The following is a 22,548-nucleotide window of genomic DNA, read 5'->3' as shown; positions in this document are numbered from 1 at the left end:
TTCCTATTTTTCAAATAAATGACCAGAAGGGTGGTTCGAGCCATGTATCTTGCTGTGGCAGTTCATGCAAGATTGACCTTGCGTGAAGCCATTTAAGCTGTTGTGTACATCACCCGAGTGACCGGCTTGGCTGTGACAGCTTTGACACAGCTGAGGTGCACGGCTGTTAAGTAGGTTGTCGTTAACTGAGCCATGTGGGTTGTGACAGGTGGTGCAATCCTCAGTAACAGGCGAGTGCTCCCAAAGAGTTGAGCCACGCTTCTCGGCATGACAGCTGTAACAGGTGTCATTAATAGAAAGTGGCTGCTCTTCATGTGGGTTGTGGCAATCACTACACGTGAGGGCATCTAGGTGAGTCGAACGCTTAAGCTGCGCCGCGTCTTGCTGGCTATGACAGCTGGCACACTGGGCTTGTGGCTGCTCGGTTGCTAACTCAGCCTGGTGAATGTTGTGGCAATCGCTACAAGCTTGGTCATGGAAGGGCGTGTGCTCTTGACTGTGGCAAGACTCACAGACGCTGTTGCGGCCCTCAACGGATAACTCATCACCGAAGGTGAGCATGGGTTCATTCTTACCTTTGTGCTTACCTTGTGGTCCATGGCAGGCTTCACATTGCAATCCAGCCATTGGTCCTTGTTGAGTATTACCGTGTGGCGTATTGAAGATAGCCATAACGGATTGAGATTTTTTGTGGCACATAAGACAGGTGTCAGCACCTTTCTTAGAGTAGTTAGCCTCCGTGAATTTATTAACCAGTTGCTGCTCTAAAGGAGTAGCGGTGTCATTTGCCAGTGCGCTTGGCACTGAGAGGGCTGCAGAGGCGATAAGCGCCGCTAGTAGACCGATTTTTTGTAAGATTTTCATCACTTCTCTCACACTCGTAGTTTCTTAAGGAAACGGTTTTAATGTTTTTGTACTTATTTCGAGGTAATTGTATATACACTTGTCTAGGCCAGTGTGTGATATGGATCCAGTTTGCTGAAAGAGGGGGGGGATTTGATGGAATATGTGTGACTTGGTTGGTCAATGGCTTGCTTTGTGTGACGAGGTTTACTTGTTGTGAGTTAACGTGATCTCTATGAATTTATTTTATTTGATATGGAGTTGCTCACATTTATATGGGTGAATTCGATCCATCTTTTAGTTTTGTTATACTGCTAATCAAGTGTGTTGACAGGTGTCCAAGTTGAGGCGTAATCTGAATTGGCTTTTTGTTGTTCCCCTTTATGATTTTTATATCTTAAGTATTAGGTATGGACCATGTAGCAATAGCTATGCTCATCTCTCCCTGCAACGTTGGGTGCAGCTCCATGGTCCTTTTTTCTTAGCCTCTTTTAGGGGAGTTTTAAAGGTAAACTTGCTTTACTGTTTTAAAGATATAAAAAAACCGGCATTAAGCCGGCTTACTCATTTGGGTTAAACGCTATTCTACGTTCTGGATCTGCTCGCGCATCTGCTCAATCAGTACTTTAAGTTCTACAGCAGCTGCAGTGACTTCGGGGCTGATAGATTTAGAGGCTAAGGTGTTCGACTCACGGTTGAACTCCTGCATCATAAAGTCGAGGCGACGGCCTTGTGCACCGCCTTTCTTAAGGATGCGCTGAGTTTCGGCAACATGGGCGTCGAGTCTGTCCATCTCTTCGGCGACATCCATCTTTTGTGCAAGAATAACCATCTCTTGCTCTAAGCGAGCAGGGTCTAGCTCACCTGTGATCTCAGCTAGGCGGTTAGTCAGCTTGTCACGTTGCCACTGCATAACGGTAGGCATATGTCCGCGTACTATGGCGACTTGCTCAACAATGGCATCGAGGCGGGTTTGTAGCATGATCTTAATTGCTTCACCTTCACGGCCACGGGCTTCAATAAACTGATCGATAGCGTTATCAAAAGCGACCAGTAACTCTTTACCTAGTGCGTCCATATCTTGCTCTGAACCTGACATAACCCCAGGCCACTTAAGAATGTCGACTAAGTTCAGTTCGCCTTGACCGGCTTCACCTTTTACCCAGTTAGCAGCATTAACAAGTTGCTTAGCCAGATCTTGGTTCAACTGCAGTTCGCTATTTTTGTTGTCTGCAAGATCATATCTTAGGTTTACTTCAACCTTACCGCGGTTTAAACGCTTTCGTAGTCTGTCTCGTAAAATTGGCTCTAGACTACGGAAATGCTCAGGTAGGCGTAGGTAGGTCTCTAAGTAACGCTGGTTGACTGAACGGATCTCCCAAGAGGCTGTGCCCCAATCTGCTTTATGTTCGATACGTGCGTAGGCTGTCATGCTTTGAATCATGGTTTTTCCAATTGTTTAACCGTGAAAGTGATCAAGGATTATAGACCTATGCCTCTAATGGTCAAAGTAAAGCGTCTCAGCTTTACCTATTATGGGCAAATAACATGGCATACTGAGTCACAAATCCCTATAATATCCTCCCAAAATCGCCTATCGATTCATCAATACAGGAAATTCTTATGCGCCCTAGTGATAGAACGCCAGCTCAATCTCGTCCAGTGACAATCACTCGTCAATTTACCGCTCATGCTGAAGGTTCTGTCTTGGTCGAGTTTGGTGATACAAAAGTACTTTGTACTGCGAGCTTCGAAGAGGGTGTTCCTCGTTTTCTTAAGGGTAAGGGTCAAGGTTGGGTTACTGCTGAATATGGCATGTTGCCACGTTCTACTCATAGCCGAATGAACCGTGAAGCGGCTCGTGGTAAGCAGTCTGGTCGTACTCAAGAGATCCAGCGTCTTATCGGTCGCTCACTACGTGCTGCTGTTGATATGAAGGCATTAGGCGAAAACACTATCGTTATCGATTGTGATGTTATCCAGGCTGATGGCGGAACACGTACAGCAGCAATTACTGGTGCATGTGTTGCTTTAGTTGATTCACTGAACTGGGCACGTGGTAAGGGTATCTTGAAGACGAACCCACTTAAGTTTCTTATCGCTGCAGTCAGCGTTGGTATCTATAAAGGCGAGCCAATCTGCGATCTTGAGTATCTTGAAGACAGCGAAGCTGAGACAGATATGAATGTCGTGATGACAGAAACTGGCAAGATGATTGAGATTCAGGGCACGGCAGAAGGTGAGCCATTTAGCCATGAAGAGCTACTTAGCTTGTTAGAGCTAGCCAAGCACGGTATTCGTGAAATTGTCGATATCCAGAAAGCGGCATTGAGCTAAAATTGAATGAAGAGATAAAAAGGACCCTGATGGGTCCTTTTTTGAATAACTTAATTCGTAAAATTAACAACAAAAGTTATATTAAAAGAGTCAATTGAGGAGAGATTGTGAAAGCCTATCAGCGTGAGTTTATCGAATTTGCCCTAGAGCGTCAGGTACTAAGATTTGGCGAGTTTACCCTTAAATCTGGCCGTACTAGCCCTTACTTCTTCAATGCAGGTTTATTTAATACTGGTCGTGACCTTGCTCGATTAGGTCGTTTTTATGCTGCGGCGCTGGTTGATTCAGGTATCGAGCATGATCTGCTTTTTGGTCCAGCTTATAAAGGTATCCCAATTGCGACGACGACTGCAGTTGCCCTGTGTGAGCATCACGATATCGATATGCCATATTGCTTTAACCGCAAAGAGAAAAAACAGCATGGCGAAGGTGGTAGTTTAGTGGGTAGTGAGTTGACTGGCCGTGTTATGTTGGTTGATGATGTGATCACAGCAGGTACTGCTATCCGTGAGTCAATGGAGATAATCCAGGCGCATGAAGCATCATTAGCTGGTGTGTTAATCGCACTTGATCGTCAAGAGAAAGGTAAAGGTGAGCTGTCAGCTATTCAAGAAGTTGAACGTGATTTTGGTTGTGAAATCGTTTCAATCGTTAAGCTTGGCGACCTGATCAATTACCTGTCTGAAAAGCCTGGTATGGAAGCTCAGCTTGAATCAGTGAGTGCATATCGCGATCAGTACGGGATATAGAAGATAAGCATAGAGTGCTAGAGCGTTCGCAGACTCACTTCGAGGGCGCTCACAAGTTCGCTTCTAGAAAAAGCAAAAGCCTTAAGTGTGGCTTTTGCTTTTTTGTTTGCAGTCTCTCGAATCAGCTCTATTTAATTACTTAACTCTTAGTTACTAAGGAATTCAGCTCGAGTAGCAGGGTTAGATTTAAATATCCCACCTAACGCTGTTGTCGTTGTTGAGCTGGTTGAATCCATCACACCGCGAGATTTTACGCAGTAATGCACAGCATCCATCTTCACTGCGACATTTTGGGTTTCGAGTAATGTTTGTAGTGCTACCAATATTTGCTGAGTGAGGCGTTCCTGCACTTGAGGGCGCTGGGCAAAGAAACGTACAATCCTGTTTATCTTGGATAGGCCGATAATATTCTTTTTAGGCAGATAAGCCACAGTCGCTAAGCCATCGATAGTGACTAGGTGGTGCTCACAGGTACTGGTTAGGCTAATGTCGTTAACCTTGACCATCTCATCGAAACCCATCTTATTTTCGATGACAGTAATTTTGGGGAAGTTAGCGTAGTCTAAGCCTGAAAAAATTTCATCAACATACATTTTGGCAATACGTTTTGGGGTATCGGTCAAGCTGTCATCAGTTAAATCCAGTGACATCAAATTCAAAATTGAGCGCATATGCTGCTCGATCTTTGCTTTACGCTCCTCGGCACTGAACTCGGTCGGTAACATAGGTGTTTCAAGGCCACGTTCTAGCAAGGCTGTTTGTACTAGTTGTGCTGATTCACTGAGTTGCGCTTCTTTCGATGTCATAGTTTCCTCCACTATCTGCATAGTGGTTATATCAAGTGTACAATCTGATGTCATATCTTTTAGGCTTATCTATATAGCATAGACGGCCCATCTCCTAGCTGTTTAGTAGGAAATGGGCAAGGAGGATACCCTGAATTGCTGCAAATTTATACCCAGCAACTGTATGGGTTTAAGAAAAATAGATTAGGGGTATCTCTGTTTCGCGATACTTACAGTCTCAAATTAGACTTTAAAAAGCTAAGCATTTTATTATAGTACTTGGCTTGATGTTCATCATTGTAGAATCCGTGACCTTCATCATCCATGACTAACTTTTCGTAAGGGTAATTAATCTTCTGTAGCGCATCTTCTAGGGCTTCTAATTGCTCTATAGGTGCTCGTTCATCCTCACCACCGTGCACAAGTAAGATATTGGCCTTTAATTTAGCAACGTTATGCGTAGGGGACATAGATTGTAGTACCTGCTGATTTTCGCCTAGTACTTGTTTTAAGTATCGCGTTCCTGCTCGACGTTTTTGTACGTCGCCTTCGTTAAACATCAGTTCGAGATCATATACACCGGCAAACCCTATGGCACATTTAAATAGATCTGGCTCTAATGTCGCACTTTGTAGAGCGGAGTATCCACCAAAGCTGCCGCCTGCAATGCATATGCGGTCTTTATCTACATATCCCTGCTCTATGACGTAACGTGTGGCATCTATGATGTCGTACTGAATATTCGTGCCCCATTTTTGGTGGCCAGCATTTTCAAAGTTTTGTCCATAACCACCAGAACCCCTAAAGTTGACTTGAAGTACTGCAGCGCCTTGACTCGCAATCAATTGATTTTGTGGATCGAACCCCCACCAATCTCTAGGCCCATGTGGCCCACCGTGTGGGTTAACAACAAGTGGGAGGTTCTTAGCTTCAATACCATGAGGCAGAGTGAGGTAGCCATGAACTTCAGTACCATCTCTGCTGACGAAACTCACTGGCTTAATTTCTGCCATCTGCTCAGGGTCAAGCCAGTTTTTTTGTGAAAGTAAGTACTCAAGCTTTTTGCTTTCTGTATTAAATATGTAGTAATCACCAGGGTTTCTATCATTGAAAGCTTTAATAACCAGTTGCTTAGCATTATTGGTTTCACTGACAAGGTGTATTTGGTGCCCAGGCAAAGCGGCTAAAAGCTGTTTTATGTACTTGGCGTGGGTATCTTTGCTATCGACAAATTCATAGGTTGGGTAACCATTTTCATACTCTACGGCATAGAGTTTTTTGTTGATTCGATTGATCCAGATATTGCTTGGGTCGACCGTTTTATCTTGGCTAACTAGCTTTTTACTGCCTGTTTTTACATTGATGAGATAAACGCCTTTTGGTTTACCTGATTCGCTGCCTACAACATATAAGCTGTCTTTTTCATTGCTAAATGCGATAGGGCTTAATTCATTGAGGTTGAAGTTCAGCTTATCTGTATTAACCCACTCACCATCCTGTCGATAAAATAGGCTTGAATTAATGTAATCGGTTGTGCCGCTAACAAAGCGGACATCTCCGTCATGATCGGTTAAAAAGTTAGCGTAAGGCATGGGAGCCTTAGCTATTTTTTTACGTGTTCCTTTATAAACATTTACCCGGTATACCACTTGTCTATTTTCAGCGGTATTATTTCCTCCCGATCCCCAAGGTAATGCTTGTACTAGCATGTGGCGTTTATCTTCAGGGAGTGGATCTAGGATGTAGGCAGTGGCACGGATAGGAGTATTTTTCTTCACCCGCGAACCCGTTTGCATTTCGCCGCCTTGATAGCCAAACAAGTACTCAGCTTGTGAGCCATCGGCATTGACGGCCATGAGTTCACCATAATAAACGGGGTGGTCGCTCCAGCCTTTAAGGTACTCTTTTTGCAATACAACTCGCTTATCGTTCACCCACTCGTAATGTCCCACTTGAGCATTTTTAGGGAAGCGAACCACATGGATAGGCTGTTTGGTCTTGCCGTCTAGCAGCATGAGTATGGCTTTGCCATTTAACTTAGTGATAGCACTGATGTAATCGCCGTTGGGCGAAATTTTTACCTGACTGAATTGTGCTGAACGGCTAAATAGAGAGGCTTGGTCACTGGTTTTTGCATTAGCATTGCTACTGAGAAGGAGCAACAAGCTAATGCTCATTAATTTAATGAGGTTCATACAACTTCCTTGTTAAAACATGGTGTTAACTATACGTATTCGTTTCATGAGGAGAGTAAATGAAAAATGAAAGGAGAGCAATTTAAAAATGGCTGTATGAAAATTAACAGCCATTTTCGGGAGAGGAGTTAGCTCTGTAGTAACTGTTGCTGGATAAATACCCACTGTTGCTCAAAATGTTGTGTGGGTTTTTGTTTAAACTCACTACGTACAAATTGGGCGATACGACCTTCGGCAATTGCTAAAAGAAGGTTAGCTAGTATCGCTTCATCTAAGTTAAAACCTTTACCTTCACGTAGGGTTTTCTCACGTAATATCTGTTTTAGGTGAGTCTCAATTTTTGAGAAAATAGAGCTGACGCGACTACGTAAACGCTCGTTTTCGCCAAGCAATGCGTCACCGTTGAGTACGCGCGATATACCAGGGTTACGTTCAGAAAAAATAAGCAAAAGCTGCAGTAGTAGCTGGCAGCGTTTCATGGTGTCTTTCTCTTCATCCATGATCAGGTTGATGCGTGATAGCAGTGATTCCTCAATGAAATCAATCAAACCTTCGAACATGCGCGCCTTGCTTGGAAAATGGCGGTACAGGGCAGCTTCTGAGACACCCACTTCTGCGGCAAGTTTGGCCGTGGTGATTCTTTGTCCTGGATTGGTTTCTAGCATTGTGGCTAGGCACTGGAGAATATGTTCGCGGCGGTTGATTTTGGGGCTTGCAGCCATTTAGTTTTCCTTCACTCAAATACGACAGGAGCTAGGTGAAATTGTCACCATCCTTTGAAATGCTCCAAGATAGCGATTGTCACTCTTATTCTTAATACATGCCGTTAAATTGCATTTAGCGGCATGTAAACTATTTATTTGGTACCTGAATGGCCGAAGCCACCTTCACCACGTGTTGAGTTATCAAACTCATCCACAAGTTTAAATTCGGCTTGTACGACAGGTACAAATACCAGTTGAGCTAATCGATCACCAATTTCAAGTGTGAAGGACTGCTCGCTACGGTTCCAGCAAGATACCATTAGTGGCCCTTGGTAATCAGAGTCAATAAGACCAACAAGGTTACCCAATACTATGCCGTGTTTATGACCCAGACCCGAGCGTGGGAGAATGACAGCTGCCAGCCCAGGATCGGCTACATGAATTGAAATACCAGTAGGGATTAATACGGTTTGACCTGGCTCGATAACCATAGTGGTATCGATCATTGCACGTAGATCCATACCTGCACTACCTGGAGTGGCATAAGCGGGTAGCGGGTACTCTGAACCGATTCGAGAATCGAGGATTTTTACTTCAACTGGAGTTTTCATTACTTACCGTCTTGTTTATTGGCTAGCTGTTTTGCAATAAGCGTTAACAGTTGCTTCGCCAAGGTTTGCTTATCTGTTGCAGGAAGATCTTGCTGGCCGTCACCCCAGATAACTTTTAGTGCGTTACTGTCGGCATTGAAGCCTAGCTCTGGGCTAGATACGTCATTAGCGGCTATCATATCTAACTTTTTACGCACCAATTTATCTTTAGCGTAATGTTCTACATCTTGTGTCTCAGCGGCAAAACCTATGGTAAATGGTCGTGGTGTGTGGCTGGCAACGGTGGCTAAGATATCAGGATTTCTTACCAAGGCAAGCTGCATGTCAGTTGAAGATTTTTTTATCTTCTCATCGGCAATTTCGGCAACGCGGTAATCAGCAACAGCTGCGCAGCCAATAAAGATGTTGTGTTCCTCAACATTTGCCATGACAGCATCGAGCATATCTTGAGTTGATTGCACATCGACTCGATTAACTCCAGCTGGGGTCGTTAAATTAACGGGTCCGGATACTAGAGTCACCTTTGCGCCCATATCGGCAGCTGCTTTAGCAATGGCAAAGCCCATTTTTCCTGAGCTGTGGTTGGAGATATAGCGAACTGGGTCGATAGCTTCTCGAGTCGGTCCTGCTGTCAGTAGCAGTGACTGACCTGTGAGTAATTTGGGGGCAAAAAATTGCAGCGTACGATCGGCAATATCGGTAGGCTCGAGCATGCGGCCTGGGCCAATATCACCACAAGCCTGGCTGCCAGAGCCCGGTCCCCAAATGATGATGTCACGCTTAAGTAAGTTACTTAGGTTTTCTTGAGTGACTTGGCTGCGATACATCTGCCTGTTCATCGCTGGACAGATAACGACGGGGGCTTCTGTTGCTAAACAGGTTGTTGTGATCAACTCATCGGCCATGCCAGCATTAATTCGTGCGATCAGATTAGCAGTTGCTGGGGCTACAACAACCAGGTCTGCCCACTTAGCCAACTCAATATGACCCATTGCTGCTTCTGCGGCGGTATCCAGTAGATCGGATGCCACCGGATAACCAGATAATGCCTGTAGTGTTAATGGGGTAATGAACTCTTTTGCACTCTGGCTCATCACCACGCGCACATCAAACCCACGTTCTTTAAGGCGCCTAATAAGATCGGCAGATTTATAGGCTGCAATCCCACCACCAATGGCGAGTAAGATGTTTTTACTGGTCTGATTGTTACTCGTATTCTTGCTCATACTGTTACTCGTAAACCGCCGCTTTATAAGAAACTATACAGTCACTAGATTTAATTGCCGCCTAAGATATCACAAACATTGAGATTGTGGAGGATACAAGTTTTACAAAACTCGACCATACTCAGCAGAGCTGGATAATCACGCAAGGAGGGGTGATGGGGATTAAAGACTGGCCAGTAGGCGAAGGGCCAAGAGAAAAGTTGTTGGATCAAGGAGTCTCTCAATTATCTGATGCTGAACTGTTAGCTGTGGTGCTCAGAAATGGCCTGCCGGGCTTAAGTGCTGTTGAGCTAGCTCGTAACCTTATTGGAGAGTTTGGTGGACTGAGAGCGCTGACTAGAGCTTCTCAGGCCGAAGTTTGCAGAGCGGCGGGAATGGGACCTGTGAAATATACTCAACTACAAGCTGCAGCTGAGCTAGGGACCAGAATTTCGGCAGAAAATTTAAAAAGAGGAAAAATATTGAGTGATCCTGATTTAACTCGGGACTATTTAATGAGACAATTAAGAGATCGTGCCTATGAAGTGTTCGCCATTTTGTTGTTGGACAGTCAGCACAGGGTGATTCAATTTGTTGAATTATTCCGTGGCACAATTGATTCAGCCTCTGTATATCCACGAGATGTGGTATGCCTAGTGCTTGAGAAAAAAGCCGCAGCTGTGATTGTCTGCCACAACCATCCATCAGGAGTTGCGGAGCCAAGTCATGCTGATAGGCGAATAACTGAGCGATTAAAAAATGCTTTGGCAACCATAGATGTTTCCTTGTTAGACCATATGGTTGTTGGCGATCGCGAGATAGTTTCATTTGCAGAGCGGGGATGGATAGAATAACTATTCCTTGATCTTTGTTTTTAGATCCTGTATAAAATGCGCCCTCTGTTGTGTGCCTCAGGCGACGGCCGTGTTCGAGGTGCATTAATGCTCGAGCGTTATATATATTGTTTTTGGAGAAGATTGACATGTCAAGAGTATGCCAAGTAACTGGCAAGCGACCAATGGTTGGTAACAACCGCTCGCACGCGAAAAACGCGACGCGTCGTCGTTTTTTACCTAACCTACAAAACCATCGTTTTTGGTTAGAAGGCGAAAAGCGTTTCGTTAAGCTACGTATCTCTACTAAAGGTATGCGTATTATCGATAAGAAAGGTATTGAAGTTGTTGTTGCTGAACTTCGTGCCCGTGGCGAGAAGGTATAATAAACCATGGCTAAATCTAAAGGTAATCGTGAGAAGATCAAGCTAGTTTCTAGCGCTAAAACTGGTCATTTCTACACGACTGAAAAGAACAAGCGTAACATGCCTGAAAAGATGGAAATCAAGAAATTTGATCCAGTTATCCGTCAGCACGTTATGTACAAAGAAGCTAAAATCAAGTAATTGCTTGAATCTAACTTCTACTAAAGCCCCTGTTTCAGGGGCTTTTTTTTTGCCTAAATTTCACGCTATACTACTTATCTGCCTTAACAAGATAAAAATTCAATCGATAACTTTTTACTAACTCTTCTATATGCCATGTTTTATCTAGCCTTTTCTATTTTTATTGCACTCTCAATTATGAAAATAAATGCTTTTATAGTGAATTAAAATGCAATACTATACTTGTGTTGATATTAAGTTGGTTGAGCGAGACTCAACTGTAGACTTTAGAGTGTGTTTATTAAGGTGAGATTATATCTGTGCGTACCACTGAACTAGTCGATGGATTTCGTCATTCTGCTTCCTATGTTAATGCACATAGGGGGAAGACTTTTGTTGTGATGCTAGGGGGAGAGGCCTTAGCTCAGAATAAGTTTCGTTCAATTATCAACGATATCGCCTTGTTGCATAGCTTAGGTATCAAGATGGTGTTGGTGCATGGTGCAAGGCCACAGATTGATGAAGCTTTGGCTGAGAAGTCGTTAATACCTGAATATCATAATGGCGTACGGATCACTGAAGAGGATGCTTTTAAGGTGATCAAGCAGGTCGTGGGTGGCTTGCAGTTGGATATCACTGCTAGGCTCTCAATGAGCTTGAGTAATACACCAATGCAGGGGGCGCAGATTAATGTCGTGAGTGGTAACTTCGTCATTGCACAGCCTCTTGGTATCGATGATGGTGTTGATTACTGTTTAAGTGGCAAGGTGAGGCGTATCGATGTTCAGGGACTGCAAGGTCAGCTAGATAGCAATGGTATTGTACTGCTTGGGCCTGTTGCAGCTTCAGTGACTGGTGAAAGCTTCAATTTAACGGCCGAAGAGGTGGCGACTCAGATCGCTGTGAAGCTCAAAGCTGACAAGATGATCGGTTTTAGTTCTCAAAAAGGTATCTTAGATAGTACCGGCCAAGTGATCGCCGAGCTGATGCCAAATGAAGCCCAGCAGATTTTAAACGGCATAGATAGCGAGTCAACTATCTGTGTTGGTACTAAAGCATTCCTTAAGGCAAGTATTGATGCGTGTCGTAATGGTGTTTCTCGCTGCCATTTCGTTAGCTACCTCGATGACGGTGCATTGCTGCAGGAGTTGTTCTCAAGAGATGGTATCGGTACTCAGATAGTGACAGAGAGCGCTGAGCGTCTACGCCGGGCAACCATTGGAGATATCGGCGGGATTCTAGACCTAATCCGTCCATTAGAGGAGAAGGGCATACTGGTACGCCGTTCACGTGAGCAGCTAGAGATGGAGATTGAGCAATTTATGCTGATTGAGCGGGACAGCTTAGTCATAGGTTGTGCGGCTTTCTATCCGTTTGAGGAGGACAATGCCGGTGAGTTTGCTTGCTTAGTGGTTCATCCTGAATATCGTGATGCCGATAGAGGCAGTCTCTTACTGAACAATATTATTAGTCAGGCTAAGGTAAGGGGTTATAGCAAGCTATTTGCATTGACCACTCGTAGCATTCATTGGTTCCTGGAGCATGGTTTCGATATTGTCGATGTGGAAACCTTACCTGATAAAAAGAAGCAGCTGTATAACTACCAAAGAAAATCTAAGATCCTTGCTTTAGAGCTTTGAGGCGCTAGCCAGATCAGCTTTAGTATTGATAAAAAATGCCAGCAACTGCTGGCATTTTTATTGGGATGATTTTTTGACTGGTTTTTATGTTGCTTGCTTGGCTTTACGCTTATAGAGCATATCGACAGTAAAGACGATGAGTGCTCCCCAGATAAAGGCAAATGTTATCCCCTTTTCTAGATTAAACGGCTCACCGTACAGGGTGGTAGCCAAGACAAACATGATACTTGGACCTAGGTACTGGAAGAAGCCAAGTACCGTTAACGGGATCCTGACAGCTGACGCAGCAAAGCAAAGTAGTGGAATTGTGGTCACTATACCTGCAGCTAACAAGAGCAGATTAAGCGATAAATCATTACTGCTGAAGTTTGTAAGTGCGCCGCCAACATTAGTGAAAAGGTAGATCAAAGCGATCGGGAAGAGAATGGCAGTTTCAACTAATAACCCAGTTTTAGCATCTACATTGACCTTCTTTCTCAGTAGGCCGTAGAAGCCGAAGGAGAAGGCTAAGCCTAGAGATACTAGCGGAATAGATCCAAAAGAGATTAGCTGAACGATAACGCCTGTTGCTGCTAACCCCACAGCAAACCATTGTAGCTTTCTTAATCTTTCCCCCAGAAAGGCCATAGCCAGCATGACATTAACCAGTGGATTGATGAAATATCCTAGGCTGGCATCGAGCATATGGTCATTATTAATCGCCCAGATAAATAATAGCCAATTTGCCGCAATAAGTATCGAGGTGACAGTGAGTATTATCAGCTGTTTGGGTCTCTTCAGTACCTGCCTGAGCCTTGAAAAACCGCCAAATAAAAACATAAGTAGCGTAACGAAGACAAAAGACCAGATCACACGGTGAATGAGGATTTCAGTCGCTGAAACATCACCAAGTAGTTTGAAGTAGAGGGGAGCAAAGCCCCAAAAAGTATAAGCGCAAATGGCAAGGACAATGCCTTTACGGTATTCGGAATCAAGCATGAATAGCACTACAAAATAAGAATGTACTCTATTGTAGGCCTGACACCTTAAGGTCTCAAGCGTTTAGCTGTGAGTAATAGTTGCAGGCCTGTCTTATGAAGATGCCACTAGGAAGCAAAAGTTGACACTTATGCTTCCACTAGCTTTACCCCACCATGTAAGTGCCAGTGCCAAAAGCAATGTGATCGCCCTGCTCATTATGTAACTCCATACGGCACACTGATACTCGGTTACCGGCCCTGATCACAGTGCCCGTGCCTGTAAATATCTCTCCTCTGCCTGGCCGTAAGTAATCGATTCTGAGATCTATGGTCCCTAAGGTTTGTAGGCGTTTTTCGAGCTCACTAACACTCCAGTCATTTCGACTGGCGACTAAGCCTGAAAATGCCGTCAAGCCGCCCACTACATCGAGCACTGTTGCTGTTACACCGCCATGGAGGATCTGTTGGTGAATATTGCCAATCAACTCAGGCTTCATTGTCACCACGACCTCGACACCATCAAGGTCATAATGCTTGATATCCATACCTATCAGATTATGAAAAGGTACTTGCGTATCAAAAACTTCAGCGACTCTTCGCAAGGTTTCAGCTTGGATTGGATTTGCCTTAACTGGTATTAAGTTATCCGCTTCTATTGGTGTTGTCATAAGCTTCCTTACCGATCAGTGATATGAACTTGTTTATTATTAGAGCAATTAATCTATCGCTTATTTACCTTGATTAGCAAGACAAAAGAAAGATTATTATCAAACTGAAGCTGATCTTGAGAGACAAGCGCGGCAAGCTTCATTAGAATAGGCGGCCCAATTTGTTACTTTCGATGGCCATGGAACAAGAGACCTCTGAACCCCATTTAGATCCACTCTCAAAAAGTCTGCAGTCGGTATTCGGCTACCGTACTTTTAGAGACGGCCAGCGTGAAGTCATTGAGAATAGCTGTGCTGGTACGGATTGTTTAGTGATCATGCCGACAGGCGGTGGTAAAAGTCTCTGTTATCAATTGCCCGCGCTACAGTTACCAGGCTTGACCATTGTTGTTTCGCCGCTAATCTCCTTGATGAAAGATCAGGTGGATAGCTTGATTCAAATGGGGGTCTCTGCTGCTTATTTGAACTCTTCATTACCTGGAGAGGAGCGCATCAAGGTGTTCCAAAGCATGCATAGCGGCGAGCTTAAAATGTTGTATGTGTCGCCAGAGCGCCTATTGCAGCCAAGCTTTCTCGACAGGTTACATGAGCTGCATATCTCACTCTTTGCCATCGATGAAGCGCATTGTATCTCTCAGTGGGGTCATGATTTCAGACCTGAATATGCAGCCTTGGGTAAGCTTAGGGAGTTTTTTCCTTACGTACCTATGATGGCGCTGACGGCTACCGCAGATCAGGCGACTAGAAAAGATATCTGTGATCGCTTAACCATCACCCCATTTTCACTGCTCACTAGCTTCGATCGACCTAATATACGCTATACAGTGGCAGAAAAGCTCAATGCTGCTAATCAGTTACGTCAGTTTGTCGCGGCTCAAAATAGCAATAGCGGCATCATATATTGCAGTAGTCGAAAACGTGTCGATGAAGTTGCTGAGCGCCTTAGACTACAAGGGCATAATGCCGATAGCTATCATGCGGGTAAGACGCAAGAGGAGCGGGCAGATGTTCAGGAGCGATTTCTTAAAGATCAGTTAGAGATAGTTGTTGCTACTGTGGCGTTTGGCATGGGGATCAACAAATCCAATGTACGCTATGTCGTGCATTATGATATTCCTAAGAGTGTCGAGTCATACTATCAGGAGACTGGACGAGCGGGTCGAGATGGCCTCGACTCAGAAGCATTATTATTATTTGACCCTGCAGATATTGGTCGGGTACGACACCTAATTGAGCAATCAGAACCTGGCCCTCAGCAGCAAGTAGAGTTCCATAAGCTCAATACCATGGCTGCATTTGCTGAGGCGCAAACTTGTCGTCGTCAGGTGCTGCTGCATTACTTTGATGAGAGTGCAGAAGAGCCCTGTGGTAACTGTGATATCTGTTTAGATCCTCCTAAGAAATATAATGGTATTCAAGATGCACAGAAGGTGCTTTCTTGTATTTATCGGCTAGACCAGCGTTTTGGTGTAAATCACCTTATCGAGGTATTGAGAGGCTCTAAGGCTGCAACCGTACTCGATCGCGGCCATGAAAAGCTATCGACATGGGGCATAGGTAAAGATAAGAGCCATGAGTATTGGCTTAGTATCATTCGGCAGATCATCCACCTTGGATTTGCCAGCCAAGATATTACTCGAGGCTCTTCGGTAAAGCTCAACCCTTCAGCTCGGGCTGTGCTTAAGGGGGAGGTCGATTTGTTACTTGCTGAGCCGAGAATGATACTTAAGGCGGCAACGAAGAAAGGTAGAGGTGGTTCTCGAGCGCCGCTGAATTACGATCGTAAGTTATTTGCTAAATTGAAGTCGTTAAGAAGAAGGCTCGCCGAAGAGTTAGATGTGCCACCATACTTAGTGTTTAACGATGCAAGCTTAGCTGAAATGGCTGCAATGTTGCCAACCAGCTCGGGAGAGATGTTGGCTGTTAACGGTGTCGGTGAGCGAAAGCTTGAACGATTTGGTGATGAGTTTCTCGATGAGATAGCAAGCCATCTTGCGGACGGCTAGAAATGAAAAATGGTGATGACCTCATGAGTCTCAGAGGTTATAGCTAGGCTTCTACAGCTGATTGTTTGCTCCTGCTGATTGTTTGCGGTTTTTTAATAGTAGCTGCCTAACTTCAGCTCTTTTTATCAGGCTGGATAAGCTGTCATGTTGCTGTAGTTTGGCATAACCTATGCTGGCTTTGTAGCCATGAAGCAATGGGTTCATTAACTCTTTTATCTGTTCAATTATTTTTAATACCCCATTTTCTTGCGTATTAGGCAGCAAAACAATCAGCTCTTCCCCTAGGTGGTTTATCACAATATCTTGCTCTCTAAGTAGCTCTTTTAATTGAGCTGTAAGCAGCGCGCGATCGGCATGAAATATATGGACAGGATCAATCAAAATTAGGCTCAAAGGAAGGCCTACCGCTTTACTGTGATTGATCAGCTTTTCAACCTTTTCTTCGGGAGTCACCTTCGACTCAACATCAGTGTGATGTTGAGGTGTTTTACGCCTCAATGCTAATACTAATAACACCACCGCTATGATGAGGGCTAACGCTAGGTATACATTGTTAAACCAAGGGAAGTTAGCTTGAGTAGGGCGGTGGCTATCAATGGATGCTTTAGAGACTTGTTGACGACTTAACTTAGTATTTAGCTGGAGTAATCGAGTGTCTTTAATATAGTTAAACTCATTTTCTGCGGCAGAAAATTTAAGTACTTGGTAATGATACGCCTGCTCGAAATCACCTTGATCTACAAAATAACTTGCTAAAATTTGATAGCAAATGACCAGTTCATTAAATTTTGCTGTCTGTGATGCGCTATTAATGGCTTGCTCCATGAGTGTCATGGCTCTGCTTTGATTACCTGATGAGAATAATACTTCTGCAAGTTGCCGCTGCGCTCTCAGCCTCTCTATAGTAATTTGTTGTTTGTTAAAGGTGTTTAAGCTGATCTCTAATAGCTGAATTGCTCGGGCATTGTTCCCTCGTCGATACTCCAGCTTTGCTATTTCTGTATAGGCTACAGCGAGTTCGAATGCAGTTTCTAATTCAGGCAGTAGAGATTTTGCTTGTTTGATGAGTTCATTACTTGTCGATAATTTGTTTAACTGGGCAATATGGGCCAGTTGTATCGTAGCCGCTAGTTTGGCTTTTCCCGTTGCGTTCAACTCCGATAAACTCGAGTCTAAGACATCATAAGCTTGCTGATATTTGAGATTTTCTATCAGCAACTGGCTTAACGCGATCTTAATGTTAATGAGTGGGATTTGCAGCCAACTCTGTTGAGTATCGGTATCAGCATAGATCTCTCCGGCCAAATTGAGGTCTTCGAAGGCGCTGCTATAACTATCAATCTGAGTATCAATAGTGCCTCTAAGCTTTAGACCATTGACTAGGGATTGTGATTGTTCAAGTTCCCTTGAGAGTATTATTGAGCTATCTAATAGTGGAAGTGCCTGTCGAAAATCAGCGTAATTGATAAAGGCACTCGCCATACAATTGAGGAAGTAGGGACGAGCCTGTTCAAGTTTCAGGACCTTTGCTTTGGCCTCGCTAATACGAGCTATGTTAATGGCTGCTTCATTTTCGCCTAGTTGTAAAAACGTTTCACATCTAAGCAAGGCTAACCTTAACTTTTCAACTTCGGTGAGTTTTTCTGGAGAGGTGATGCTTTCAAGGTCATTGATCTCTTGTAAAGCTTGAGACGGAGACTGATAGAGGAGAATATTTAATGCGTCGAGTTTATCTTGGACGTCTGCTTTAGCGGGAGCCAAGCAGAAGGCTAGACATAGCATGACGATTCGAAAGTACATCTATTCTAGCTCCATGTAAGTTAACTCAATATCCATTATTTTTGCATTATACCGAATTTTCTTTCTTTGTTGCATTAAAAAACAACAGAGCATGATTTAGAGCTTTTTGTTTTAAAAGAGGTTTTTTACTGACGAATTAATAGGCTCAGCTAGCGAATGCTAAGGGAAATGGAATGTTATTTAGTCTATTTAGCCGTTTTCGCTGGTCTAATCTGTATCGATTGAAAAAAATGAGGTTGACACTTGAGCCACCACACGTTAAAAATTAACCGCTCTATACGAAATTGACGTTTATAATTACCGCATAATTAGTTATGCATACTGAATATTAAGACAGATGAAAATTAACAGTGCTCTACTCAACCTCCTCATTCTCATTCTCGCAGTTTCTGCGCGGAGGATGTAGTGTTGCACACTCGATAGAGAGAACAGCATTCAGAACCCCGCCAACAAAAGCGGGGTTTTTTGTTTTTAAGAGCATGATAAATCATGCCAAATACAAATTAGTATTTCACGGAGAAGTCAGATGTCTAACAGAGTGATAATTTTTGATACAACCTTACGTGACGGCGAACAAGCTTTGGCGGCAAGTTTAACGGTTAAAGAAAAGCTACAGATAGCCTTATCACTCGAAAGACTGGGTGTTGATGTCATGGAAGTGGGTTTCCCTGTTTCCTCTCCTGGAGATTTTGACTCAGTGCAAACCATTGCACGCACTGTTAAAAATAGCCGAGTTTGTGCCTTAGCTCGTGCGTTGGAAAAAGATATCGACGCTGCTGCTCAGTCGCTTTCAGTTGCTGAGCAGTTTCGAATTCATACGTTTATTTCGACTTCAACGATCCATGTTGAAAGCAAGCTAAAGCGCTCTTTCGATCAGGTGCTAGAGATGGCTGTTGGGGCTGTTAAGTATGCTCGCCGCTTTACTGATGATGTGGAGTTCTCGTGTGAAGATGCTGGCCGTACGCCAATTGATAACTTGTGCCGTATGGTTGAAGAGGCGATAAAAGCGGGTGCGAAGACGATTAATATCCCTGATACGGTTGGCTACACAGTTCCAAGTGAGTTTGGCGGTATCATTGAGACACTATTTAACCGTGTGCCTAACATAGACCAAGCGGTTATTTCAGTTCATTGTCATGATGATTTAGGCTTGTCTGTCGCTAACTCTATTACTGCTGTTCAGCAAGGTGCGCGTCAGATTGAGTGTACGGTCAATGGTATCGGCGAGCGAGCTGGTAACTGCTCACTTGAAGAGATCGCAATGATTTTGTCGACGCGTAAATCGACTTTAGGTCTTGAGACTGGCATTAATGCAAAAGAGATCCACCGCACCTCAAGCTTAGTGAGTCAGCTTTGTAATATGCCTGTTCAAGCGAACAAGGCGATAGTGGGGGCTAACGCGTTTACTCACTCATCGGGTATTCACCAAGACGGTATGCTTAAGTCACAAAATACCTATGAGATTATGACGCCAGAAAGCATCGGCCTACCACGAAATAATCTTAATATGACTTCACGCTCTGGGCGTCATGTGATTAAGCACAGAATGGAAGAGATGGGCTATAGCGAGCAAGATTATGATATGGATAGCTTATATGAATCCTTCTTAACGCTTGCAGATAAGAAAGGCCAAGTGTTCGATTATGATCTTGAAGCATTAACCTTTATGGAAGCTCAAGCTGATGATGAAAACCATTTTAAACTAGAGCAGTTAGTCGTGCATTCTGATTCAAGTGAAGGTAATGCTAAGGCTACTGTGACCCTTGAGATGGACGGCAAACAGATCACAGAAACGGCAACGGGTAATGGGCCTGTTGATGCGGCTTATATCGCAATGGCGCAAGCTAGCAAGTGTGATATCAACATTACTAGTTATCAATTAAGTGCTAAAGGTGAAGGGCAAAATGCCTTAGGCCAAGTAGATATCGAGGCAAGCTATAATGGTCAGAGCTTCCATGGTGTAGGTTTAGCCACCGATGTAGTGCAAGCATCAGTAGAGGCGTTAATTCATGTGATGAACCTGACTTGGCGCGCCGATATGGTTGCCGACTGTAAAGAGAAGATTCAGCAGAAGCGTCGAGAGCTAGGCGGCGTTTAACCGTTTAACCGTTTATTTGTAATTTAAAAATTAAAATTAATGAGTTGGGAGTGAGTGTCGGATGAGTTATCAAGTTGCAGTATTAGCGGGAGATGGAATAGGGCCAGAGGTGATGGCCGAAGCGCGTAAAGTGATGAGCGCGGTTGAGAAACGCTTCGATCTTGATATTGAATATAGTGAGTATGATGTTGGTGGAGCGGCTATCGACAATCATGGTTGCCCACTACCAGAGGTGACACTAAAAGGCTGTGAAGCTGCAGATGCAGTACTGTTTGGCTCAGTTGGTGGTCCAAAGTGGGAGCACCTTCCGCCAAATGATCAACCCGAGCGCGGTGCACTATTACCACTTCGAGGCCACTTTGAGCTGTTCTGCAACATGCGTCCAGCTAAGCTACATGCAGGCCTTGAGCATATGTCTCCACTGCGCAGTGATATTTCACAAAAAGGGTTCGACGTACTATGTGTACGTGAGCTAACTGGTGGTATCTACTTTGGTAAGCCGAAAGGGCGCCAAGGCGAAGGTGAAAGCGAAGAAGCTTTCGATACTATGCGTTATAGCCGTAAAGAGATTAGACGCATTGCTATTATCGCGTTTGAGGCTGCACAAGGCCGACGTAAGAAGGTTACCTCTGTGGACAAGGCCAATGTACTTGCCTGTAGTGTTCTTTGGCGCGAAGTTGTTGAAGAAGTTGCCAAAGACTTCCCTGATGTTGAGCTTGAGCACATCTATATCGATAATGCGACCATGCAACTTTTACGTCGTCCAAATGAATTTGACGTCATGCTGTGCTCTAACTTATTCGGTGACATTATCTCTGATGAGATTGCGATGTTAACGGGCTCTATGGGGCTACTGTCTTCAATCAGTATGAATAGCAAAGGCTTTGGTTTATATGAGCCTGCAGGTGGCAGCGCACCAGATATTGCTGGCCAAGGCATTGCAAATCCTGTGGCGCAAATTCTTTCAGCTGCACTCTTGCTTCGTCATAGCTTAAAGTTAGAAGCGCCTGCAAAAGCCATTGAAGATGCAGTAGGCAAAGCGTTAAGTGATGGCTATTTAACGGGTGAGTTACTACCAGAAAATGAGCGTAATTCGGCCATGACGACTAGTCAGATGGGTGATTACATCGCTCAAGCTGTAGCACAAGGGGTGTAACTGATGGCAAAGACACTGTATGAGAAGGTATGGGATGCGCATATCGTTGTAGAGAATGAAGGCGAAGCGCCACTTATCTATGTAGATAGACATCTAGTGCATGAGGTGACTTCACCGCAAGCGTTTAGTGGACTAAAAGCTGCGGGTCGTCAGTTACGTGCACCGCAAAAAACTTTTGCCACTATGGATCACAACACATCGACTAAGAGCGCAAGTCTTGATGCACTGAGCCCAATGGCTCGGACACAGGTGGAGACGTTAGCGCAAAACTGTAAAGAGTTTGGTATCCGTCTTTATGATATCCATCACAAGAATCAAGGTATCGTTCATGTAATGGGGCCTGAACTCGGTATTACATTACCGGGTACCGTTATTGTGTGTGGTGACTCACATACCGCAACTCACGGCGCATTCGGTGCGCTAGCATTTGGTATTGGTACCTCTGAAGTTGAGCATGTCATGGCAACTCAAACTTTACGTCAGTTGAAAGCTAAGACAATGAAGATTGAAGTACGCGGTCATGTTGCGCCAGGTATTTCAGCAAAAGATATCGTGTTAGCCATCATAGGTAAGCTAGGTATGGATGGCGGCACAGGCTATGTGGTCGAGTTTTGTGGTGAAGCCATTGAAGCGCTTTCAATGGAAGGACGTATGACAGTTTGTAATATGGCCATTGAGATGGGAGCCAAGGCGGGTATGGTTGCCCCCGATGCCACTACAGCTGAATATATCAAGGGCCGTGAGTTTGCACCTAAGGGTGAAGCTTGGGAGCAAGCAGTAGCAGCTTGGAGTGAGCTTAAAACTGACGAAGGTGCACAATTTGATGCATCCGTGGTGTTGGAGGCGAGTGAAATCGCACCTCAACTAACTTGGGGAACCAATCCAGGTCAAGTGGTAGCGATTGATGGACTTGTACCAAGCCCTGAGGATGAGTCAAACGCAACAGTGAGAGCTAGCATTGAAAAAGCACTTGAATATGTTGCATTAGAAGCTGGTACTCGTATGACAGATGTCAGCATCAATAAAGTGTTTATCGGCTCATGCACCAACTCTCGTATTGAAGATCTTCGCGCCGCCGCAGTGCAGGCAGAAGGCCGAAAAGTCGCTCAGGGAGTGACCGCCATTGTTGTGCCAGGTTCCGGTCTTGTTAAAGAGCAAGCCGAAGCTGAAGGGTTAGATAAGATATTTATTGATGCTGGATTTGAGTGGCGTCTTCCTGGTTGCTCTATGTGTCTAGCTATGAACGATGATCGCTTGGAAGCGGGTGATCGCTGTGCCTCGACAAGTAACCGAAACTTTGAAGGACGTCAGGGGCGTGGAAGTCGAACGCACCTTGTGAGTCCAGCGATGGCAGCTGGTGCTGCAATTGCAGGTCACTTCGTTGATATCCGAAAGTCATACTAGGAGCGCAGTA

The 22,548-nt window shown here is 44.4% G+C and carries 20 protein-coding genes; 10 read left to right on the top strand and 10 right to left on the bottom strand.

What is annotated here, in order from left to right:
• Positions 1 to 3: 3 nt before the first annotated feature.
• Positions 4 to 864: a DmsE family decaheme c-type cytochrome gene (locus tag BM736_RS19285; RefSeq protein WP_076415177.1), complete on the bottom strand. Its 861-nt coding sequence runs from the start codon at positions 862 to 864 to the stop codon at positions 4 to 6.
• A gap of 559 nt (positions 865 to 1,423) precedes the next feature.
• Positions 1,424 to 2,287 (bottom strand): YicC/YloC family endoribonuclease, encoded by an 864-nt coding sequence (locus BM736_RS19280; protein WP_076415175.1) that lies wholly within the window; start codon positions 2,285 to 2,287, stop codon positions 1,424 to 1,426.
• A gap of 179 nt (positions 2,288 to 2,466) precedes the next feature.
• Between BM736_RS19280 and rph the strand changes: the two genes are divergently transcribed.
• Positions 2,467 to 3,180 (top strand): ribonuclease PH, encoded by a 714-nt coding sequence (gene rph, locus BM736_RS19275; RefSeq protein WP_076415173.1) that lies wholly within the window; start codon positions 2,467 to 2,469, stop codon positions 3,178 to 3,180.
• Between the two features lie 107 nt (positions 3,181 to 3,287).
• Complete coding sequence (gene pyrE / locus BM736_RS19270; RefSeq protein ID WP_076415171.1) at positions 3,288 to 3,929, top strand: orotate phosphoribosyltransferase; 642 nt, start codon at positions 3,288 to 3,290, stop codon at positions 3,927 to 3,929.
• A gap of 146 nt (positions 3,930 to 4,075) precedes the next feature.
• Here the strand turns inward: pyrE and folE are convergent, their stop codons facing one another.
• The 5 genes from folE to coaBC form a co-directional block, all read right to left on the bottom strand.
• Positions 4,076 to 4,735, bottom strand: a complete 660-nt coding sequence (gene folE / locus BM736_RS19265; RefSeq protein WP_076415169.1) for a GTP cyclohydrolase I FolE — start codon at positions 4,733 to 4,735, stop codon at positions 4,076 to 4,078.
• Between the two features lie 209 nt (positions 4,736 to 4,944).
• Entirely contained in the window at positions 4,945 to 6,909 is a 1,965-nt protein-coding gene (locus BM736_RS19260; RefSeq protein WP_076415167.1) for a S9 family peptidase, read from the bottom strand.
• 128 nt (positions 6,910 to 7,037) lie between these two features.
• Complete coding sequence (gene slmA / locus BM736_RS19255; RefSeq protein WP_076415165.1) at positions 7,038 to 7,631, bottom strand: nucleoid occlusion factor SlmA; 594 nt, start codon at positions 7,629 to 7,631, stop codon at positions 7,038 to 7,040.
• A 134-nt stretch (positions 7,632 to 7,765) separates the two neighbouring features.
• Positions 7,766 to 8,224 carry a dUTP diphosphatase gene (gene dut / locus BM736_RS19250; protein ID WP_076415164.1) on the bottom strand — a complete coding sequence of 153 codons (459 nt, stop codon included), beginning with the start codon at positions 8,222 to 8,224 and terminating at the stop codon, positions 7,766 to 7,768.
• Complete coding sequence (gene coaBC, locus BM736_RS19245) at positions 8,224 to 9,450, bottom strand: bifunctional phosphopantothenoylcysteine decarboxylase/phosphopantothenate--cysteine ligase CoaBC (RefSeq protein ID WP_076415162.1); 1,227 nt, start codon at positions 9,448 to 9,450, stop codon at positions 8,224 to 8,226. Before coaBC ends, dut begins: the two co-directional genes overlap by 1 nt.
• A gap of 155 nt (positions 9,451 to 9,605) precedes the next feature.
• On the opposite strand from coaBC, the gene radC reads away from it, so the two are divergent.
• The 4 genes from radC (at position 9,606) to argA (ending at position 12,447) form a co-directional block, all read left to right on the top strand.
• Positions 9,606 to 10,283 carry a DNA repair protein RadC gene (gene radC, locus BM736_RS19240; protein ID WP_076415160.1) on the top strand — a complete coding sequence of 226 codons (678 nt, stop codon included), beginning with the start codon at positions 9,606 to 9,608 and terminating at the stop codon, positions 10,281 to 10,283.
• A 128-nt stretch (positions 10,284 to 10,411) separates the two neighbouring features.
• A complete protein-coding gene (rpmB, locus tag BM736_RS19235) occupies positions 10,412 to 10,648 on the top strand; it encodes a 50S ribosomal protein L28 (protein ID WP_076415159.1) in 237 nt (78 codons plus the stop codon).
• Between the two features lie 6 nt (positions 10,649 to 10,654).
• On the top strand, positions 10,655 to 10,828 hold the full coding sequence (rpmG, locus tag BM736_RS19230; protein ID WP_011494790.1) for a 50S ribosomal protein L33: 174 nt from the start codon (positions 10,655 to 10,657) through the stop codon (positions 10,826 to 10,828).
• A gap of 299 nt (positions 10,829 to 11,127) precedes the next feature.
• The gene (gene argA / locus BM736_RS19225) at positions 11,128 to 12,447 is read left to right on the top strand and encodes an amino-acid N-acetyltransferase (protein WP_076415157.1); all 1,320 of its coding nucleotides are present in this window, start codon (positions 11,128 to 11,130) and stop codon (positions 12,445 to 12,447) included.
• 84 nt (positions 12,448 to 12,531) lie between these two features.
• Here argA and rarD read toward each other — a convergent pair whose 3' ends face one another.
• Both rarD and BM736_RS19215 read right to left on the bottom strand, forming a co-directional pair.
• A complete protein-coding gene (rarD, locus tag BM736_RS19220; protein ID WP_076415156.1) occupies positions 12,532 to 13,425 on the bottom strand; it encodes an EamA family transporter RarD in 894 nt (297 codons plus the stop codon).
• Between the two features lie 145 nt (positions 13,426 to 13,570).
• Positions 13,571 to 14,074: a thioesterase family protein gene (locus BM736_RS19215; protein ID WP_076415154.1), complete on the bottom strand. Its 504-nt coding sequence runs from the start codon at positions 14,072 to 14,074 to the stop codon at positions 13,571 to 13,573.
• 179 nt (positions 14,075 to 14,253) lie between these two features.
• Here BM736_RS19215 and recQ point away from each other — a divergent pair, with 179 nt between their 5' ends.
• Positions 14,254 to 16,080: a DNA helicase RecQ gene (gene recQ / locus BM736_RS19210; protein WP_076415291.1), complete on the top strand. Its 1,827-nt coding sequence runs from the start codon at positions 14,254 to 14,256 to the stop codon at positions 16,078 to 16,080.
• A 51-nt stretch (positions 16,081 to 16,131) separates the two neighbouring features.
• On the opposite strand, the gene BM736_RS19205 is transcribed toward recQ, so the two are convergent.
• Positions 16,132 to 17,880 carry a diguanylate cyclase domain-containing protein gene (locus BM736_RS19205; protein ID WP_076415153.1) on the bottom strand — a complete coding sequence of 583 codons (1,749 nt, stop codon included), beginning with the start codon at positions 17,878 to 17,880 and terminating at the stop codon, positions 16,132 to 16,134.
• Between the two features lie 526 nt (positions 17,881 to 18,406).
• On the opposite strand from BM736_RS19205, the gene leuA reads away from it, so the two are divergent.
• The 3 genes from leuA (at position 18,407) to leuC (ending at position 22,538) form a co-directional block, all read left to right on the top strand.
• Entirely contained in the window at positions 18,407 to 19,978 is a 1,572-nt protein-coding gene (gene leuA / locus BM736_RS19200) for a 2-isopropylmalate synthase (RefSeq protein WP_076415151.1), read from the top strand.
• 61 nt (positions 19,979 to 20,039) lie between these two features.
• A complete protein-coding gene (gene leuB / locus BM736_RS25055) occupies positions 20,040 to 21,134 on the top strand; it encodes a 3-isopropylmalate dehydrogenase (protein WP_143562445.1) in 1,095 nt (364 codons plus the stop codon).
• A gap of 3 nt (positions 21,135 to 21,137) precedes the next feature.
• The gene (gene leuC / locus BM736_RS25050) at positions 21,138 to 22,538 is read left to right on the top strand and encodes a 3-isopropylmalate dehydratase large subunit (protein ID WP_143562444.1); all 1,401 of its coding nucleotides are present in this window, start codon (positions 21,138 to 21,140) and stop codon (positions 22,536 to 22,538) included.
• The last annotated feature ends 10 nt before the right edge of the window (positions 22,539 to 22,548 follow it).

The sequence above is a fragment of the Shewanella sp. UCD-KL12 genome (assembly GCF_001957125.1).
In the GTDB taxonomy this organism is placed as follows: domain Bacteria; phylum Pseudomonadota; class Gammaproteobacteria; order Enterobacterales; family Shewanellaceae; genus Shewanella.
Note: the sequence above shows the minus strand (reverse complement) of the source record. Positions and strands in the feature narration are given on the sequence as shown.

Coding starts and splice junctions, on each gene's coding strand:
- rph (WP_076415173.1), top strand. CDS start 2,467: ATGCGCCCTAGTGATAGAACGCCAGCTCAATCTCGTCCAGTGACAATC.
- BM736_RS19260 (WP_076415167.1), bottom strand. CDS start 6,909: ATGAACCTCATTAAATTAATGAGCATTAGCTTGTTGCTCCTTCTCAGT.
- rpmG (WP_011494790.1), top strand. CDS start 10,655: ATGGCTAAATCTAAAGGTAATCGTGAGAAGATCAAGCTAGTTTCTAGC.
- rarD (WP_076415156.1), bottom strand. CDS start 13,425: ATGCTTGATTCCGAATACCGTAAAGGCATTGTCCTTGCCATTTGCGCT.
- dut (WP_076415164.1), bottom strand. CDS start 8,224: ATGAAAACTCCAGTTGAAGTAAAAATCCTCGATTCTCGAATCGGTTCA.
- BM736_RS19280 (WP_076415175.1), bottom strand. CDS start 2,287: ATGATTCAAAGCATGACAGCCTACGCACGTATCGAACATAAAGCAGAT.
- recQ (WP_076415291.1), top strand. CDS start 14,254: ATGGAACAAGAGACCTCTGAACCCCATTTAGATCCACTCTCAAAAAGT.
- BM736_RS19205 (WP_076415153.1), bottom strand. CDS start 17,880: ATGTACTTTCGAATCGTCATGCTATGTCTAGCCTTCTGCTTGGCTCCC.
- rpmB (WP_076415159.1), top strand. CDS start 10,412: ATGTCAAGAGTATGCCAAGTAACTGGCAAGCGACCAATGGTTGGTAAC.
- coaBC (WP_076415162.1), bottom strand. CDS start 9,450: ATGAGCAAGAATACGAGTAACAATCAGACCAGTAAAAACATCTTACTC.
- slmA (WP_076415165.1), bottom strand. CDS start 7,631: ATGGCTGCAAGCCCCAAAATCAACCGCCGCGAACATATTCTCCAGTGC.
- folE (WP_076415169.1), bottom strand. CDS start 4,735: ATGACATCGAAAGAAGCGCAACTCAGTGAATCAGCACAACTAGTACAA.
- BM736_RS19285 (WP_076415177.1), bottom strand. CDS start 864: ATGAAAATCTTACAAAAAATCGGTCTACTAGCGGCGCTTATCGCCTCT.
- radC (WP_076415160.1), top strand. CDS start 9,606: ATGGGGATTAAAGACTGGCCAGTAGGCGAAGGGCCAAGAGAAAAGTTG.
- leuA (WP_076415151.1), top strand. CDS start 18,407: ATGTCTAACAGAGTGATAATTTTTGATACAACCTTACGTGACGGCGAA.
- leuB (WP_143562445.1), top strand. CDS start 20,040: ATGAGTTATCAAGTTGCAGTATTAGCGGGAGATGGAATAGGGCCAGAG.
- leuC (WP_143562444.1), top strand. CDS start 21,138: ATGGCAAAGACACTGTATGAGAAGGTATGGGATGCGCATATCGTTGTA.
- BM736_RS19215 (WP_076415154.1), bottom strand. CDS start 14,074: ATGACAACACCAATAGAAGCGGATAACTTAATACCAGTTAAGGCAAAT.